The 14,854-nt window shown below is 72.5% G+C and carries 13 protein-coding genes; 9 read left to right on the forward strand and 4 right to left on the reverse strand.

The window, feature by feature from the left end; genetic code table 11:
• Positions 1-335: 335 nt before the first annotated feature.
• A complete protein-coding gene (gene msrA, locus AB0H52_RS05990; RefSeq protein WP_151490832.1) occupies positions 336-998 on the reverse strand; it encodes a peptide-methionine (S)-S-oxide reductase MsrA in 663 nt (220 codons plus the stop codon).
• Positions 999-1,072: 74 nt separating this feature from the next.
• Positions 1,073-1,495 (reverse strand): HIT family protein, encoded by a 423-nt coding sequence (locus tag AB0H52_RS05995; RefSeq protein WP_151490833.1) that lies wholly within the window; start codon positions 1,493-1,495, stop codon positions 1,073-1,075.
• Between the two features lie 67 nt (positions 1,496-1,562).
• Between AB0H52_RS05995 and AB0H52_RS06000 the strand changes: the two genes are divergently transcribed.
• From AB0H52_RS06000 to ilvA, 4 genes are all read left to right on the forward strand, one after another.
• Positions 1,563-2,705, forward strand: a complete 1,143-nt coding sequence (locus tag AB0H52_RS06000) for a cystathionine gamma-synthase (RefSeq protein ID WP_151490834.1) — start codon at positions 1,563-1,565, stop codon at positions 2,703-2,705.
• Positions 2,706-2,717: 12 nt separating this feature from the next.
• Entirely contained in the window at positions 2,718-4,127 is a 1,410-nt protein-coding gene (locus AB0H52_RS06005; protein ID WP_151490835.1) for an amidase family protein, read from the forward strand.
• Positions 4,128-4,322: 195 nt separating this feature from the next.
• Positions 4,323-5,117 (forward strand): DUF4328 domain-containing protein, encoded by a 795-nt coding sequence (locus tag AB0H52_RS06010; protein WP_357945528.1) that lies wholly within the window; start codon positions 4,323-4,325, stop codon positions 5,115-5,117.
• On the forward strand, positions 5,114-6,334 hold the full coding sequence (gene ilvA / locus AB0H52_RS06015; protein ID WP_151490836.1) for a threonine ammonia-lyase: 1,221 nt from the start codon (positions 5,114-5,116) through the stop codon (positions 6,332-6,334). Before AB0H52_RS06010 ends, ilvA begins: the two co-directional genes overlap by 4 nt.
• Before the next feature lie 58 nt (positions 6,335-6,392).
• On the opposite strand, the gene greA is transcribed toward ilvA, so the two are convergent.
• Both greA and AB0H52_RS06025 read right to left on the reverse strand, forming a co-directional pair.
• Positions 6,393-6,890, reverse strand: coding sequence for a transcription elongation factor GreA (greA, locus tag AB0H52_RS06020; protein ID WP_151490837.1), 498 nt, complete (start codon positions 6,888-6,890; stop codon positions 6,393-6,395).
• A 156-nt stretch (positions 6,891-7,046) separates the two neighbouring features.
• Positions 7,047-7,487 carry a DUF4307 domain-containing protein gene (locus tag AB0H52_RS06025; protein ID WP_151490847.1) on the reverse strand — a complete coding sequence of 147 codons (441 nt, stop codon included), beginning with the start codon at positions 7,485-7,487 and terminating at the stop codon, positions 7,047-7,049.
• Between the two features lie 200 nt (positions 7,488-7,687).
• Here AB0H52_RS06025 and mca point away from each other — a divergent pair, with 200 nt between their 5' ends.
• The 5 genes from mca (at position 7,688) to AB0H52_RS06050 (ending at position 14,747) form a co-directional block, all read left to right on the forward strand.
• On the forward strand, positions 7,688-8,569 hold the full coding sequence (gene mca, locus AB0H52_RS06030) for a mycothiol conjugate amidase Mca (RefSeq protein WP_151490838.1): 882 nt from the start codon (positions 7,688-7,690) through the stop codon (positions 8,567-8,569).
• 48 nt (positions 8,570-8,617) lie between these two features.
• Positions 8,618-8,911 carry a hypothetical protein gene (locus tag AB0H52_RS06035; RefSeq protein WP_151490839.1) on the forward strand — a complete coding sequence of 98 codons (294 nt, stop codon included), beginning with the start codon at positions 8,618-8,620 and terminating at the stop codon, positions 8,909-8,911.
• 179 nt (positions 8,912-9,090) lie between these two features.
• The gene (locus AB0H52_RS06040; protein WP_151490840.1) at positions 9,091-11,622 is read left to right on the forward strand and encodes a bifunctional diguanylate cyclase/phosphodiesterase; all 2,532 of its coding nucleotides are present in this window, start codon (positions 9,091-9,093) and stop codon (positions 11,620-11,622) included.
• 111 nt (positions 11,623-11,733) lie between these two features.
• Positions 11,734-12,621, forward strand: coding sequence for a hypothetical protein (locus tag AB0H52_RS06045; RefSeq protein ID WP_151490841.1), 888 nt, complete (start codon positions 11,734-11,736; stop codon positions 12,619-12,621).
• 80 nt (positions 12,622-12,701) lie between these two features.
• Positions 12,702-14,747, forward strand: a complete 2,046-nt coding sequence (locus tag AB0H52_RS06050; RefSeq protein ID WP_357945534.1) for a thioredoxin domain-containing protein — start codon at positions 12,702-12,704, stop codon at positions 14,745-14,747.
• The last annotated feature ends 107 nt before the right edge of the window (positions 14,748-14,854 follow it).

The following is a 14,854-nucleotide window of genomic DNA, read 5'->3' on the forward strand; positions in this document are numbered from 1 at the left end:
AGGAGTTCGACGCGAACATGTCGCGTCTGTCCAGCCCTGGGTTCCGGCAAACGCCGACACCCCCCGCCTCCGGGGACCAGTCATCGACACAGGCTCCCCGCGTGGGTGGAACCGACCCCGGTGCGGCCCCCAAGGCGGTAACCCGGAGGAGCGCCTGACCGGAAACGGTGGCGGGATGATTCTCGCCAGGATGGCACAACCGGAAAGCTGGCAGTCGAGCCTGCCGCAGGCTCCCGACGAGGTGTGAAGCGCGGGGGATCGTGGTTGGCGTCCCGGGGTCGGGCGTGTACGTCGCTGAGACGTAGCAGGCTCCGCCCCCCCCGGCCCGCCGCCGGCTAGCCGCCGACGCGCGCCACGCCGACCGGGCAGCTCAGGCCGTTCGGACCGTGGTTGCAGTACCCGTTCGGGTTCTTCGTGGGTGCCAGGTACTGCTGGTGGTAGTCCTCGGCGAAGTAGTAGCTGCCGAGCGGGGCGATCTCGGTGGTGATCTCACCCTTGCCGGCCCGCGTCACGATCGGCTGGAACGCGTCCCGGGACGACTCCGCAATGGTCCGCTGCTCGTCGGTGGTCGTGTAGATCGCCGAGCGGTACTGGGTGCCCACGTCGTTGCCCTGGCGCATGCCCTGGGTGGGGTCGTGGTTCTCCCAGAAGACCTTCAGCAGGTCCTCATAGTTGATCTTGCTGGGGTCGTACACCACCTGGACGACCTCGGCGTGCCCGGTGCGGCCGGAACACGTCTCCTCGTACGTCGGGTTCTTGGTGATGCCACCGGCGTAGCCGGCGGAGGTGGTGTAGACGCCGGGCAGCGTCCAGAACAGCCGCTCGGCGCCCCAGAAACAGCCCATGCCGAAGACGGCGACCTGCAGGCCCTCCGGGAACGGGCCCTTGAGCGGGGTGCCCAGGACCTCGTGCCGGTCGGCGACCGGCATGGCGATCGGGCGGCCGGGCAGAGCCTGGTCGGGCGCGACCATCTCGGCGTTCATACGGCGCAGGAACACGGTGGGACTCCTCTCATACCTCTCCCAGCGTGTAACACCGGTGGGCCTTCCTTCCTTACCCGCGCCAGTGTGACTCAGGCCCCTGCCGGGAGGGCGGCGGCCACCCGGTCGGCGTGGGCGCGGGCCTCGGCGTCGTCGGCATAACGGGTACGCGGCCAGAAGAAGCCGCGCAGCCCGTCGCCCCTGGTCCGCGGTACCACGTGGGTGTGCAGGTGCGGCACCGATTGGGACACCGTGTTGTTCATCGCGACGAACGTCCCGCCGGCCCCCAGACCGGTCTGGACCGCCACGGCCATCCGCCGAACCAGCGCGAAGTAGCCCGGCAGCAGGTCGGCCGGCAGTTCGGCCAGGGTGACCAGGTGGACCCGGGGGACCACCAGCACGTGCCCCTTGAACACCGGCCGGGTGTCCAGGAAAGCCACCCCGTCCGGCTCGTCGGCGACCCGGAACGCCGGCACCGTACCCGCCACGATTTCGCAGAACACGCACCCGCTCATCGGTCCAGGCTATGCCGCCTGCCCGGCTCCGCCCCGGCCCGCCGAGCGGGGCACTAGCCTCACCAGAATGAGTCACGGCTTCGAGACGCTCGCTATCCACGCCGGTCAGGACCCTGAGGCCCGCACCGGCGCGGTGATTCCACCGATCTATCAGACCAGCACGTACGCCCAGGACGCCGTCGGCGCGCCCCGGCTCGGCTACGAGTACAGCCGCTCCGGCAACCCGACCCGCGACGCCCTGCAGGAGTGCCTGGCGGCGCTGGAGGGTGGCCCGGTCGGGCTCGCCTTCGCCAGCGGCCTGGCGGCCGAGGACGCCCTGCTGCGGGCCGTCTGCCAGCCGGGCGACCACGTGATCATCCCGGACGACGCGTACGGCGGCACCTACCGGCTCTTCGCCCGGGTCGCCCGGCGCTGGGGCCTGGAGTTCACCCCGGCCAAGGTCTCCGACCCGGCCGCGATCCGGGCCGCCGTGCAGCCCGGCCGTACGAAGATCGTCTGGGTGGAGACGCCGACCAACCCGTTGCTCGGCATCGCCGACATCGCCGCCCTGGCCGGTGTCGCGCACGACGCGGGCGCGCTGCTGGTGGTCGACAACACCTTCGCCTCGCCGTACCTCCAGCAGCCGATCGCGTACGGCGCGGACGTGGTCGTGCACTCCACCACCAAGTACATCGGCGGGCACTCCGACGTGGTCGGCGGCGCACTCGTCGTCGCCGACGCCGCGCTCGGCGAGGAGCTGCGCTACCACCAGAACGCGATGGGCGCGATCAACGGCCCGTTCGACGCCTGGCTCACCCTGCGCGGCATCAAGACCCTCGGGGTACGGATGGACCGGCACTGCGACAACGCCGAGCGGCTCGCCGGCTACCTCGACGGGCACGCCAAGGTGGCCGAGGTGATCTACCCGGGGCTGCCCTCGCACCCCGGTCACGAGGTGGCCGCCAAGCAGATGCGCCGCTTCGGCGGCATGATCTCGTTCCGGGCGTCCGGCGGCGAGGACCACGCCGTGGAGATCTGCAACCGCACGAAGCTCTTCGTGCTCGCCGAATCGCTCGGCGGAGTGGAATCCCTGATCGAGCACCCCGGCCGGATGACACACGCAAGTGCTGCCGGCTCGCCGCTTGAAGTTCCCGGCGATCTCGTGCGACTGTCTGTCGGCATCGAGACGGTCGACGACCTGCTCGCCGATCTGGAGCAGGCACTGGGTTGACCGCTGGGGAGGATGGCCGTGCAGGACATCATGGCGACCTGGGTCGGGGCGACCGCCAAGCAGATCGCCCGGGGGGTGCGCCGGGGCGACGTCTCGGCCACTCAGGTCGTCGCCGACCACCTCGAGTACATCGCTGCCGCCGACCGCGAACTGGCCGCGTTCCGCGCCGTTCGCGGCGGCGAGGCGATCACCGAGGCGGAGAAGGTCGACGAGCAGGAGGACCTGGCCAACCTGCCCCTCGCCGGGGTGCCGGTGGCGGTGAAGGAGAACACTCCGGTCGCCGGCCTGCCCACCTGGAACGGGTCGGCCGCAGTCCGTACCGACGTCGCGGAGGCCGACCACGAGGTGGTCCGCCGGCTACGCGGCGCCGGCGCGGTGATCCTGGGCGTGACCCGGATGCCCGAGCTGGGCCTGTGGGCACTCACCGACGACGACAGCGCGGTGACCCGCAATCCGTGGGACAGCTCGCGTACCCCTGGCGGTTCCTCCGGCGGCGCGGCCGCCGCGGTGGCCGCCGGGCTGGTGCCGATCGCGCACGGCAACGACGGTCTCGGTTCGATCCGGATCCCCGCCGCCTGCTGCGGGCTGGTCGGGCTGAAGCCGGGTCGGGGCGTGGTCCCCTGCCAGCTCGGCGCGGACGACTGGTTCGGTCTCACCGAGCACGGCATGCTGACCAGCACGGTCGCCGACGCCGCGGTCGGCTTCTCGGTGCTCGCCGGGCGGCGGCAGGAGAAGCTGGTCCCCCCGCAGCGACTGCGCGTGGGTGTCTCGCTGCGGTCGCCGGTGCGTGGCGTCGCACCGGACGGGCCCAACCGCGACGCGGTCGCCGCTGCCGGCCGGCTGCTCGCCGCCGCCGGGCACGACACCGTACCGGCCGATCCGGTCTACCCCACCGCGCTCGGCCTGCAGGGCATCGCCACCTGGTTCGCCGCCGCCGCTGCCGATGTGCGGGCCTCCGGTCTGGACCGGCGCGGCCTGCAACGGCGCAGCCGTCGACACGTCGCGTTGGGCGAGTGGGCGCAGCGTCGCGGGTACGTCCGGGAGGCCGACCGGGCCGCCTGGCGGCAGCGGTCCACCGACTTCTTCACCGACCACTCGGTCGACCTGCTGCTCACCCCGGCGCTGGCCACCGCTCCGCCGGAGGCCGCGCGGTGGTCAGACCGGCCGTGGCGGGCGAACATGACGGCCAGCATCCGCTACGCCCCGTACGCGGCGCCGTGGAACATCGCCGGCCTGCCGGCGATCGTCGTGCCGGTGGGTCGCCGCCCGGACGGCCTGCCGGTGGCCGTGCAGTTGGTCGGCCCGCCCGGCTCGGAGCTGCTGCTGCTCGGCGTGGCGGGTCAGTTCGAGATGGCCGCTCCGTGGGCGCGTCACGCCCCCGGCTATCCCCGGGTCGGAACGGGGTCGCCGGCCGCTGCATGATCGTCTACGGTGTGCGCGCATCGTCGCGCTGACCGGGGGACACCAATGCGCTGCCAGAGCTGCGGGGACGCCACGTCCCCCGAAAACAATGACTGCCCGCGCTGCCACACGCCGCTCGGCCAGCCCGCCGTCACTCCCGGCCTACCGACCTACCGGGTCCGCGGGATAGGGCTCGCGGCGTCCCTCGCGGTCGGCGTGACCGCCGTGTTCTACCTGGTGGTGGCGCTCTCGCCGCTGGTCGGGATGGTCCTGGCCCGGCAGGCCCGGGCCGACGACGACCGGGACCTGCTGCTCGGCGCGTTGATCGTCCAAGGGGTGCTCGCCATCCCGATGGCGGTGGCGTACGTCACGGCCGGCGTCCTGGTCATCATCTGGACCTGGCGGGCGCGCAAGAACACCGACGCGTTCCCGGGCGCGCTGCCGACGCTGGGGGCCGGCTGGGCGATCGCCGGCTGGCTGGTGCCGTTCGCGAACCTCGCGGTGCCGGCCCGGGTGGTGGCCAACGTGGCGCGGGACAGCCTGTGGCGGCGGTTCACCCCGGCCCTGGTGGCCGTCTGGTGGAGCGCCTGGCTGGTGTTCAGCGTCGGTGAACGGATGGTCGATCTCCTCGACCGTCGGGCCTACGAGAGGCTGCCGGAGATCCCGTTCACCGACGGTGGCTATCAGGCGTACGTCGACTACTACCGCGACTCCATGCTGCGCAACGCCGTGCCCGCGGTGGCCTGTGTGATCGCCGCGGTGACGTTGATCATGCTGATCCAGCGGATCTCCGCCGCGCAGGAGGCCCGCATCGCCCGCGCCCTGCCGGCGTGGCCGACCGCCCCGGTCTGGCCGCCGGCCCAGGTCTCGCCGGTGGCTCAGGTCTCGACGGCTGTTCACGTGTCGGCGGTGGCCCAGCCGGGCCCGGTGGTCCAGGTCTCGCCAGCGGCTCAGCCGGGCCCGGTGTCGCCGCCGGGGCCGCCGGAGGCGGGTGGCACGATCGGGGCATGACGGAACTGGTCGGCCTCGACGACGTGCGGGCTGCGCGGAAACTGCTCGACGGCGTCATCCGGACCACCCCGCTGGAGCCCTCCCGGCCGTTGAGCGCGGCGCTGGGCGGGCCGACCTGGCTCAAGTGCGAGAACGTCCAGCGCGCCGGCTCGTACAAGGTGCGCGGCGCGTACGTGCGGATCTCCCGGTTGTCGGCCCAGGAGCGGGAACGCGGCGTCGTCGCGGCGAGCGCCGGTAACCACGCCCAGGGCGTGGCTCTCGCGGCCGGCCTGGTCGGCACGCACGCGACGGTCTTCATGCCGGTCAACGCGCCGCTGCCGAAGGTCGCCGCCACCAAGAGGTACGGCGCGCAGGTCGAGTTGGCCGGCAACACCGTCGACGAGGCGCTGGTCGCCGCTCAGACGTACGCCGAGCGCACCGGAGCGGTGCTGATCCACCCGTTCGACCACCCGGACGTGATCGCCGGGCAGGGCACGGTGGCGCTGGAGATCCTCGAACAGTGCCCGGACGTGCGGACCATCATCACCGGGGTGGGTGGCGGCGGACTGATCTCAGGCATGGCGGTGGCGGCCAAGGCGCTGCGGCCGGACATCCGGATCATCGGGGTGCAGGCGGCCGGTGCGGCGGCCTTCCCGCCCTCCCTGGCGGCCGGGGAGCCGGTCCGGCTGCCCGCCTTCGCCACCATCGCGGACGGCATCGCGGTCGGCCGTCCCGGGGTGATCACCTTCAACCACGTCCGCAAGCTGGTCGACGAGGTCGTCACGGTCTCCGAGGAGGACATCTCCCGGGCGCTGCTGATGTTGTTGGAGCGGGGCAAGCAGGTGGTCGAGCCGGCCGGCGCGGTCGGCGTGGCCGCGCTGCTGGCCGGTGTGGTGCAGGTGGAGACACCGGTGGTCGCCGTGCTGTCCGGCGGCAACATCGACCCGCTGCTGATGATGCGTGTGATCGAGCACGGTCTGGCGGCGGCGGGACGCTACCTGCGGGTGACGGTGCGCTGCTCGGACCGACCGGGACAGTTGGCCTCGCTGCTCAGCCAGATCGCCGAGCACCGGGCGAACGTGGTCGACGTGGAGCACCAGCGGGCCAACCCGCACCTGAGCCTCGGCGAGGTGGAGGTGGCGCTGTCGGTGGAGACCCGGGGTGTGGAGCACTCGGACACGCTCATCAGCGCACTGCGGGCCAGCGGCTACCAGGTGGTGTTCGCCGCCGAGGCGTGACACCAACGGGTGCCACGCCTCGGATGCGCGTCTGATCGTGCGGTGGAGCCGGCGACGACTAGCCGGAGAACGGCTCGAAGCTGACCACGGTCACCTTGATGTCGGCGCCGCTGGGCGCCGTGTAGGTGCAGGTCTGCCCGGCCCGGCCGCCCAGGATCGCCTTGCCGAGCGCGGACTCGGGGCTGTAGACGGTCAGGTCGGTGGTGGCCGCGATCTCTCGGGAGCCCAGCAGGAACGTCTCGGTGTCGTCGGTGTCGTCGTCGAAGTAGATCGTCACGACCATGCCGGGCGACACCGCGTCCGCCGTCGGCGCCTCGCCGACCTTGGCGGTACGCAGCAGCTCCTGGAGGTAGCGGATGCGACCCTCGGCCTTGCCCTGCTCCTCGCGGGCGGCGTGGTAGCCGCCGTTCTCCCGCAGGTCGCCCTCCTCGCGCCGGGCGTTGATCTCGGCTGCGATCGCCGGGCGGTTGGCGATGTGCTCGTCGAGCTCGGCCTGGAGGCGGTCGTACGCGTCCTGGGACAGCCAGGTGGCGGGCGCCTCGTTGCCAGTGGACACAGGCGGTCTCCTCAGTTGTGCGTGGCTGGCTGACAGGTGAATTACCAAGTTACCAGTGCAGTACGACACAGCGTGTCGGCCATCACCACCGGTGTCCGTACCGAGCGCCGGAGGTAGTCGGCCCCAGACACCCGCTGAGGGAGATGTTTTCTCAGCTCAGGCGGGGGGTCGGCAGCGCAGTACCTCGCCGATGAACGGCCGCGCGGTGGTGGCGAGGCGGTGCCGGGTGGTGACGTGCCGATCGCCGGCGGCCGCGGTCACCGTGATCTCCTCGCGGGCCACCTCGACCCCGGCGCGGTCCCGGGCGCGCAGCACGCACACCGCCGATCCGCCCGGCGGCACGGTCACCCGGAAGTCGACCAGCACCTGGCTGTCCGTGATGTCGGTGGACGTGATCACCTGGGCGTCGTACGCCGGATCGCCGTACTGCCGGTAGAGCCGGAACGAGATCAGCGTCAGCGCGGTCACCAGCACCAGAAGCACCAGGCCGGCCAGCAGCGTACGACGGGTCTTTCCGCCGGGTGCCCGGCGGCGGCCGTAGCGTCCGGCGGGAAAAACCGGCGCGCCCGGTGAAATTGTGGCGTGCGTCTCGGTCACCGGCGGGTATCTCCTGGCGTTGTTGTCGGCGGCATCGGCAAGAATGACAGAGTCCATCTTCCCAGCCCGGCGCAGCCGCAGGAATGGCAGGTCGGGCCCCGCGCGGTGCTACCGGTGGCGGGGTGCGGAGGATCCCCGGCAGGTCACGCCGGTTGAGTCCGGTCGGATCCACCGTCCGGCACAGACGAGGAGCGCCGAAGTTGGCAGAGCAACTGCGTCTCATGGCCGTCCACGCGCACCCGGACGACGAGTCGAGCAAGGGTGCGGCGACCACGGCAAAGTACGTCGCCGAGGGGGTGGACGTCCTGGTGGTGACGTGCACCGGCGGTGAGCGCGGCAGCGTGCTCAACCCCAAGCTCGACCGGCCCGACGTGTGGGCCAACATCGCCGACATCCGGCGCGCCGAGATGGACGCCGCGCGGGCGATCCTCGGCGTCGAGCAGGCCTGGCTCGGCTTCGTCGACTCCGGGCTGCCCGAGGGCGACCCGCTGCCGCCACTGCCGGAGGGCTGCTTCGCCCTCCAGGACGTCGAGGTGGCCGCCGGTCCGCTGGTGCGGCTGATGCGCGAGTTCCGTCCGCACGTGGTGACCACGTACGACGAGGAGGGTGGCTACCCGCACCCCGACCACATCATGTGTCACAAGGTGAGCGTGGCCGCGTTCGAGGCCGCCGGCGACCCGGAGCGGTACCCGGAGCTGGGTGCCCCGTGGCAGCCGTTGAAGCTCTACTACGACATCGGCTTCTCCAAGGCCAAGATCATGGCTTTGCACGAGGGCATGCTCGCCGCCGGCAAGGAGTCGCCGTACGAGGAGTGGCTCACGCGCTGGGAGGACCGCCCGGACAAGGGCCCCCGGATCACCACGCGGGTCGAGTGCGCCGAGTACTTCCCGGTCCGCGACGACGCGTTGCGTGCCCACGCCACCCAGGTCGACCCGGACGGGTTCTGGTTCCACGTCCCGATGGAGCTGCAACAGCGTGCCTGGCCGACCGAGGACTACGAGCTGGCCCGATCGATGGTGGACAGCCCGATGCCCGAGTCCGACCTTTTCGCCGGTGTGCGGGAGACGGTGCACGCGCGCTGATTCCCGGCGGCGCTACCCTGATAACCAACCGCACATCGGAGGAACGCCATGCTGACCGCTGCCCAGGTGCTCGCGGAGAACAACTTCGGGGACACCCGCACGGGCGGGCTGGCCGGCCCGATGGGCCTCTTCCTCATCCTGCTGCTGGCCACCGCGACCATCCTGCTGATCCGCAACATGAACGCCCGGCTGCGTCGGTTGCCTGACCGGTTCCCCCCGCAGGGGCGGCCGGCCGACCCGACCAGGGTCGATTCGGCAGTCGCTGATCCGACAGACGGGACCGCGGGCGGCGATTCATCCACGCCCGCTCCCAACGGGCACCAGCAGCAGCGGAACGGGTAGTCCCCGCATGATTCACGCCGAACCGGGTGGTCGCCCCCTGTTGCGACCACCCGGTTTGGCTTAGCCTTCCGCCGGGGGGACCAAAAGTCCCCGAGCCATGCGCGGGAGGGGGCGCCGATGACAGTCACAGCACCGGCCGCCCGTCGTACCGTCGCCCGGTCGGCTGACGGGGAAGGTCGATGACCTCCGGCCCGGCCGGCGACCCGTTCGACCGGCTCGGGGTGCGGGGTACGCCGGCACGGCTGCTCGTCCTCACCGCCGCGCTGACGCTGACCGCCCTCGCCGCCGCCACCGTGGGGTTGACCCTCCCGGCCAGCCTGCCGCCCGACGACCCGCTCGGCGGTCCGGCCCGCTTCGGCATCGTCGTCGCCGTCATCGCCATCGCCCAGCTCGCCCGGCTGCGGTTCCGTTCGCCCGCCGGCATGGTCAGCATCACCTGGGGCGAGGCGGCGTTGATCGTCTGCCTCTACCTCGCGCCCGCCGGCTGGCTGCCATCGGCCACCCTGCTCGGCGCAGGGCTGTCCTGGACGGTGCTGTCGCTGCACAACGACCGTCGTCCCGCGCTGGAGATCGTCCGGATCGCGGCGTCGCTGGCCGCCGCCACGGCGCTGGCGGTGTCCGTGGCCACCGCGCTGGGGCAGCCGCTGCTCGCCGCGCCCACCCCGATGCTGGCGCTGGCCGTGATCGCCGGGTCGGTGACCTACCTGCTGGTGACCGCCTGGCTCGGTGGCGTGACGGTGGGTCTGCGGCACGGTCTGCCGATCGGTCCGCCCCTGCTGGCGGCGCTGCGCGGCAAACTGCTGATGTTCGTCGGCAACCTGGCGGTCGGCCTGGTGGTGGTCGCGCTGTTGGAGCTGGACCCGCGCTGGTTGTTGCTCCTTCCGCCGCTGCTCTGGCTGCTTCAGCAGACCTACCGTTACCGTCTGCGCGCCGACCAGGAACGCCGGACGTGGCGGGCCTTCGCCGAGGCCACCGCGGCCCTCAACCAGCTCGACGAGCGGGGCGCGGCCAGCGCGGCGGTGACCGGCGCGCTGGCGCTGTTCAACGCAGAGCTGGTGGATGTCGACGTGGCGCGGGCCGACGGCCGCTGGCGCCGCTACCGGGGTGATGCGGGCGGCCAACTGGTCGACCGGGAGGTGGGCCCACCGGACCTGTCGGAGCCGGACGAGCACGAGCTGGTCCGCGCCCTCTCCGTCGGCGCCGCGCCGGTCGGTCGGCTGCGGGTCCGGTTCCCCCGCTCCGCCCCGCCCAGCAACCGGGAACGCGACGCCGTGGCCGCGTTCGGTGACGCGCTCGCCGCGGCGCTGCACGACGCCGCGACCCACCGTGAGCTTCGGCTCGTCACCGCGCGGTCGTCGTACGAGGCGGTGCACGACCCGCTCACCGGGCTGGCCAACCGGGCGGCCATGCTCGGCAAGGGCGACCAGTCGTTGCGTCAGCTCGCGCACGACCATCCGGTGGCGCTGCTGCTGCTGGACATCAACCAGTTCAAGGAAGTGAACGACACCCTCGGGCACGCCGCCGGCGATCAGCTGCTGCGGCTGACCGCGAACCGGCTCAGCGCGATGGCCCGCCCCGGCGACCTGCTCGGCCGGCTCGGTGGCGACGAGTTCGCGTTGCTGCTCACCTCCGCCCCGGTGCTCGGCGACCGGGCCGCCCCGCTGGCGCACGCGCTGCGGCAGGCCCGGGAGATCGCCGAACGGCTGGCGGCCCCGACCGAGGTGGCCGGGGTGCGGATGTCGATCGAGGTGTCCGTCGGCGTGGTGGTGGCCGACGCCGGCACCGCCGACCTGACCGAGCTGCTGCGCCGGGCCGACATCGCGATGTACCAGGCCAAGGAGGGCGGCGGCAACGTCGCCGCGTACGACGGCAGCCGGGACGCGGCCAGCACCGACCAGCTCGCCCTCCTCGCCGAGCTGCGCGAGGCGCTGAAGGTCGACGACCAGCTGGTGTTGGCGTTGCAGCCGGCGGTCGACCTGGCCACCGGCGCGCCCACCGGGGTGGAGGCGCTGATTCGCTGGCGGCACCCCCGGCGCGGCTGGCTGAGCCCGGCCGACTTCATCCGCCCGGTGGAGAACAGCGAGCAGCTCGGCACCTTCACCCGGTACGTGCTGGACAAGGCGCTCGGTGTGGCCGCCGAATGGGCACGGGAGGGGCTGGACGTCCCGATCTCGGTCAACCTGTCGGCACGTAGCCTGCTCGACCCCCGGCTGCCGGCGGAGATCGCCGACGCGTTGCGCCGCCACCAGGTGCCGCCGCGCCGACTCGTCCTGGAGATCACCGAGACGGTGGTGATGAGCGAGCTGGAGATCATCGACGAGGTGTTGGCCACCCTCCGGTCGATGGGTGTGCAGCTCGCCGTGGACGACTTCGGCACCGGCTTCTCGTCGCTGACCTTCCTCACCCGGATCGCGGTGGACGAGTTGAAGGTCGACCGCTCGTTCGTGATCCGGATGGCCGACTCGCCGGAGGCGGCGGCGATCGTACGGACCACCGTGGGCCTCGCTCACGAGCTGGGGTTGCGGGTGGTCGCCGAGGGGGTGGAGACCGCCGAGCAGCGGATGGCGCTGGCCGAGCTGGGCTGCACCTCCGCGCAGGGTTACCACTTCTTCAAGCCGATGCCGGCGGACAAGATCGGCGCGGTGCTGGGGTCGCTGCGCGACTCGGCCGAGTCGAACGTCTTCCGGCTGCGCGCCGACGGCGCGTCCTGACCGCCCCCGCTGATCGGTTTCGGACGGCGGCGGCCCGCCTGGTGAGGCCCTAGAGTCGATCGAGCAGCGCGGATGTATCGGTCTGCGTTGTCCTCCTCTCGAAGGGACACCATGCGACTCTCCGGGAAACGACCTCTGCTCGCCGTGGGGCTCGCGCTGGCCGTCGCGGCGTTCGGCACGCTGGCCGTCGCCGCACCCGCACAGGCCAAGGCGCCGCAGTCCGCCTCGCTGACGGTCACCGGCGATCCGGACGACCCGATCACCGAGGGCGGCAGCTTGTCGTTCGCCACGGCCTCCGGGGACGGCTTCAACGTCTGGGGCACGCCGAACCACCTCACCGTCCAGGTCTTCGACCCACCCGCCGGCCCCTGGACGATCGAGCTGAGCGCGCCGGTCGGCCAGCCGCTGACCGTGGGCACCTACACCGGCGCCACCGAATACCTCTACGAGAGCCCGCTGCCCGGCATCGCCCTGACCGGCGACGACCGGATCTGTCCGTTCGGGCAGACCGGATCGTTCACCGTCACCGACATCTCCTGGGGTCCACACGACTACCTGGAGCGGTTCGACGCCACGTTCGAGCAGCGCTGCAACTACTCGACGGGCTCGGCCCGGGGCGAGGTGCACGTCGCCTTCCCGCCCGCGCCGCCGGTGCTCGCCGTCGACGTGGAGGTGGCCACGTCGGGCACGATCGACCCGGGGACCGACGAGGTGACGGTGCACGGCACGGTGACCTGCACGGCGCCGGCCACCGTGTACGTGGAGGGTGGCCTGACCCAGACGTGGCACGGCAGGCGCGCCGAGGGTCTGGTCCGGGCGGAGGTGGCCTGCACGCCGGGCACCCCGATCGCCTGGACGTCGAGTTCGCCCTCGTTCAGCGAGACCCCGTTCCGTAAGGGCGACGTCGAGGTGACCGCCAACGCCACCTCCTACGACACCACGTACGACGTCTTCGTGGCTGACACGGACACCGCCCGGGTCAAGGTGCGGCGCGGCTGATCCGCGACCGGCCCGGGCCCACGCGGCCCGGGCCGGGTGACCGCCGGGCGGGACCCGGCGGCGCTGGTTATGGTCGTCGGGTGAACCGACTCGTCGACGCCACCAGTCCGTACCTGCTCCAGCACGCCGACAACCCGGTCGACTGGTGGCCCTGGTGCGACGAGGCGTTCGCCGAGGCGAAACGGCGCGATGTCCCGGTGATCATTTCGGTGGGCTACGCCGCCTGCCACTGGTGTCACGTGATGGCACACGAGTCGTTCGAGAACGAGCAGGTCGCCGCCCTCATGAACGACGGCTTCGTGTCGATCAAGGTGGACCGCGAGGAGCGCCCGGACGTGGACGCGGTCTACATGACCGCCACGCAGGCGATGACCGGCCAGGGCGGCTGGCCGATGACGGTCTTCGCCGCCCCCGACGGCACCCCGTTCTTCTGCGGCACCTACTTCCCCCGCGCCAACTTCGTCCGGCTGCTCCAGTCGGTCACCACCGCCTGGACCGACCAGCGCGAGGAGGTGCTGCGCCAGGGCGCCGCCGTGGTCGAGGCGATCGGCGGCGCGCAGGCCGTGGGCGGCCCCACCGCGCCGCTGGACGCCACGCTGCTCGACGCCGCGGCGGCCGGGCTGGCCGGCGAGTACGACGCGACGAACGGCGGCTTCGGGGGCGCACCGAAGTTCCCGCCGCACATGAACCTGCTCTTCCTGCTGCGCCACCACCAGCGCACGGCCGACCCGCGCAGCCTGGAGATCGTCCGACACACCGCCGAGGCGATGGCCCGGGGCGGCATCTACGACCAGCTCGCCGGCGGCTTCGCCCGGTACTCGGTGGACGCGCACTGGACGGTGCCGCACTTCGAGAAGATGCTCTACGACAACGCGCTGCTGCTGCGCGTCTACACGCAGCTGTGGCGGCTCACCGGCGACCCGCTGGCCCGCCGGATCGCCCGGGACACCGCCCGGTTCCTGGCCGACGAGCTGCACCGGCCGGGCGAGGGCTTCGCGTCGGCGCTGGACGCCGACACCGAGGGCGTCGAGGGTCTCACCTACGCCTGGACGCCCGCCCAGCTCGTCGAGGCGCTGGGCGAGGACGACGGCCGCTTCGCCGCCGACCTGTTCACCGTGACCGAGGCGGGCACCTTCGAACACGGCATGAGCGTGCTGCGGCTCGCCCGGGACGTCGACGACGTCGCACCCGAGATTCGGGCCCGCTGGCAGCAGGTGGTGGGGCAGCTGCTCGCGGCCCGCGACACCCGCCCCCAGCCGGCTCGCGACGACAAGGTGGTGGCCGCCTGGAACGGCCTGGCGATCACCGCCATCGCCGAGTTCCTCCAGGTCGCCGGGCTGTACGCGTCGCGGCAGGACGAGGACGCCAACCTGATGGAGGGCGTCACCATCGTCGCCGACGGCGCGATGCGTGACGCGGCCGAGCACCTGGCGACCGCGCACCTGGTGGACGGCCGGCTGCGCCGCGTCTCCCGGGACGGCAAGGTCGGCGAGCCGGCCGGCGTACTGGACGACTACGGCTGCGTGGCCGAGGCATTCTGCGCGCTGCACCAGCTCACCGGCGAGGGCCGCTGGCTCACCCTGGCCGGTCAGCTGCTGGACGCCGCGCTGGCCCACTTCGCCGCCTCCGGCGGCGCGTACTACGACACGGCCGATGACGCGGAGCGGCTGATCACCCGGCCGGCCGACCCGACCGACAACGCCACCCCGTCCGGTCGGTCGGCGTTGGTGGCCGGTCTGGTCGCGTACGCGGCCCTGACCGGGGAGACCCGCTACCGGGAGGCGGCCGAGGCGGCGCTGGCCACGGTGGCACCGATCGTCGCGCGGCACGCCCGGTTCACCGGGTATGCCGCCATGTCCGGCGAGGCGCTGCTCTCCGGGCCGTACGAGATCGCCGTGGTGACCGACGACCCGGCCGGCGACCCTCTGGTGGCCGCGGCCCGGCGGCACGCCCCGCCCGGCGCGGTGGTGGTCGCCGGCCTGCCGGACCAGCCCGGCGTGCCGCTGCTCGCCGACCGGCCACTGGTCGACGGGCGGTCCGCCGCGTACGTCTGCCGGGGCTTCGTCTGCCAGCGACCGGTCACCTCGGTCGAGGACCTGGTCGCCGAGCTGCGTGCGGCCCGCTGACGGTCGGCTAGTCCTGCATTCCGCACGTGGGTGATCGTGGGCGGGTTTCGGCGCGGCGGGTTGGTGGTGAGGGTGGCTGATGGCAGCGTGCCGGGCTGTGAGACAGC

Source organism: Micromonospora sp. NPDC050695, assembly GCF_040654415.1.
In the GTDB taxonomy this organism is placed as follows: Bacteria; Actinomycetota; Actinomycetes; order Mycobacteriales; family Micromonosporaceae; genus Micromonospora.

What these genes read in the sequence shown, in the direction of transcription:
- AB0H52_RS05995 (WP_151490833.1), bottom strand. Translation starts at nt 1,495, where the DNA reads ATGAGCGGGTGCGTGTTCTGCGAAATCGTGGCGGGTACGGTGCCGGCG.
- AB0H52_RS06000 (WP_151490834.1), top strand. Translation starts at nt 1,563, where the DNA reads ATGAGTCACGGCTTCGAGACGCTCGCTATCCACGCCGGTCAGGACCCT.
- AB0H52_RS06005 (WP_151490835.1), top strand. Translation starts at nt 2,718, where the DNA reads ATGGCCGTGCAGGACATCATGGCGACCTGGGTCGGGGCGACCGCCAAG.
- ilvA (WP_151490836.1), top strand. Translation starts at nt 5,114, where the DNA reads ATGACGGAACTGGTCGGCCTCGACGACGTGCGGGCTGCGCGGAAACTG.
- AB0H52_RS06035 (WP_151490839.1), top strand. Translation starts at nt 8,618, where the DNA reads ATGCTGACCGCTGCCCAGGTGCTCGCGGAGAACAACTTCGGGGACACC.
- AB0H52_RS06040 (WP_151490840.1), top strand. Translation starts at nt 9,091, where the DNA reads ATGACCTCCGGCCCGGCCGGCGACCCGTTCGACCGGCTCGGGGTGCGG.
- AB0H52_RS06045 (WP_151490841.1), top strand. Translation starts at nt 11,734, where the DNA reads ATGCGACTCTCCGGGAAACGACCTCTGCTCGCCGTGGGGCTCGCGCTG.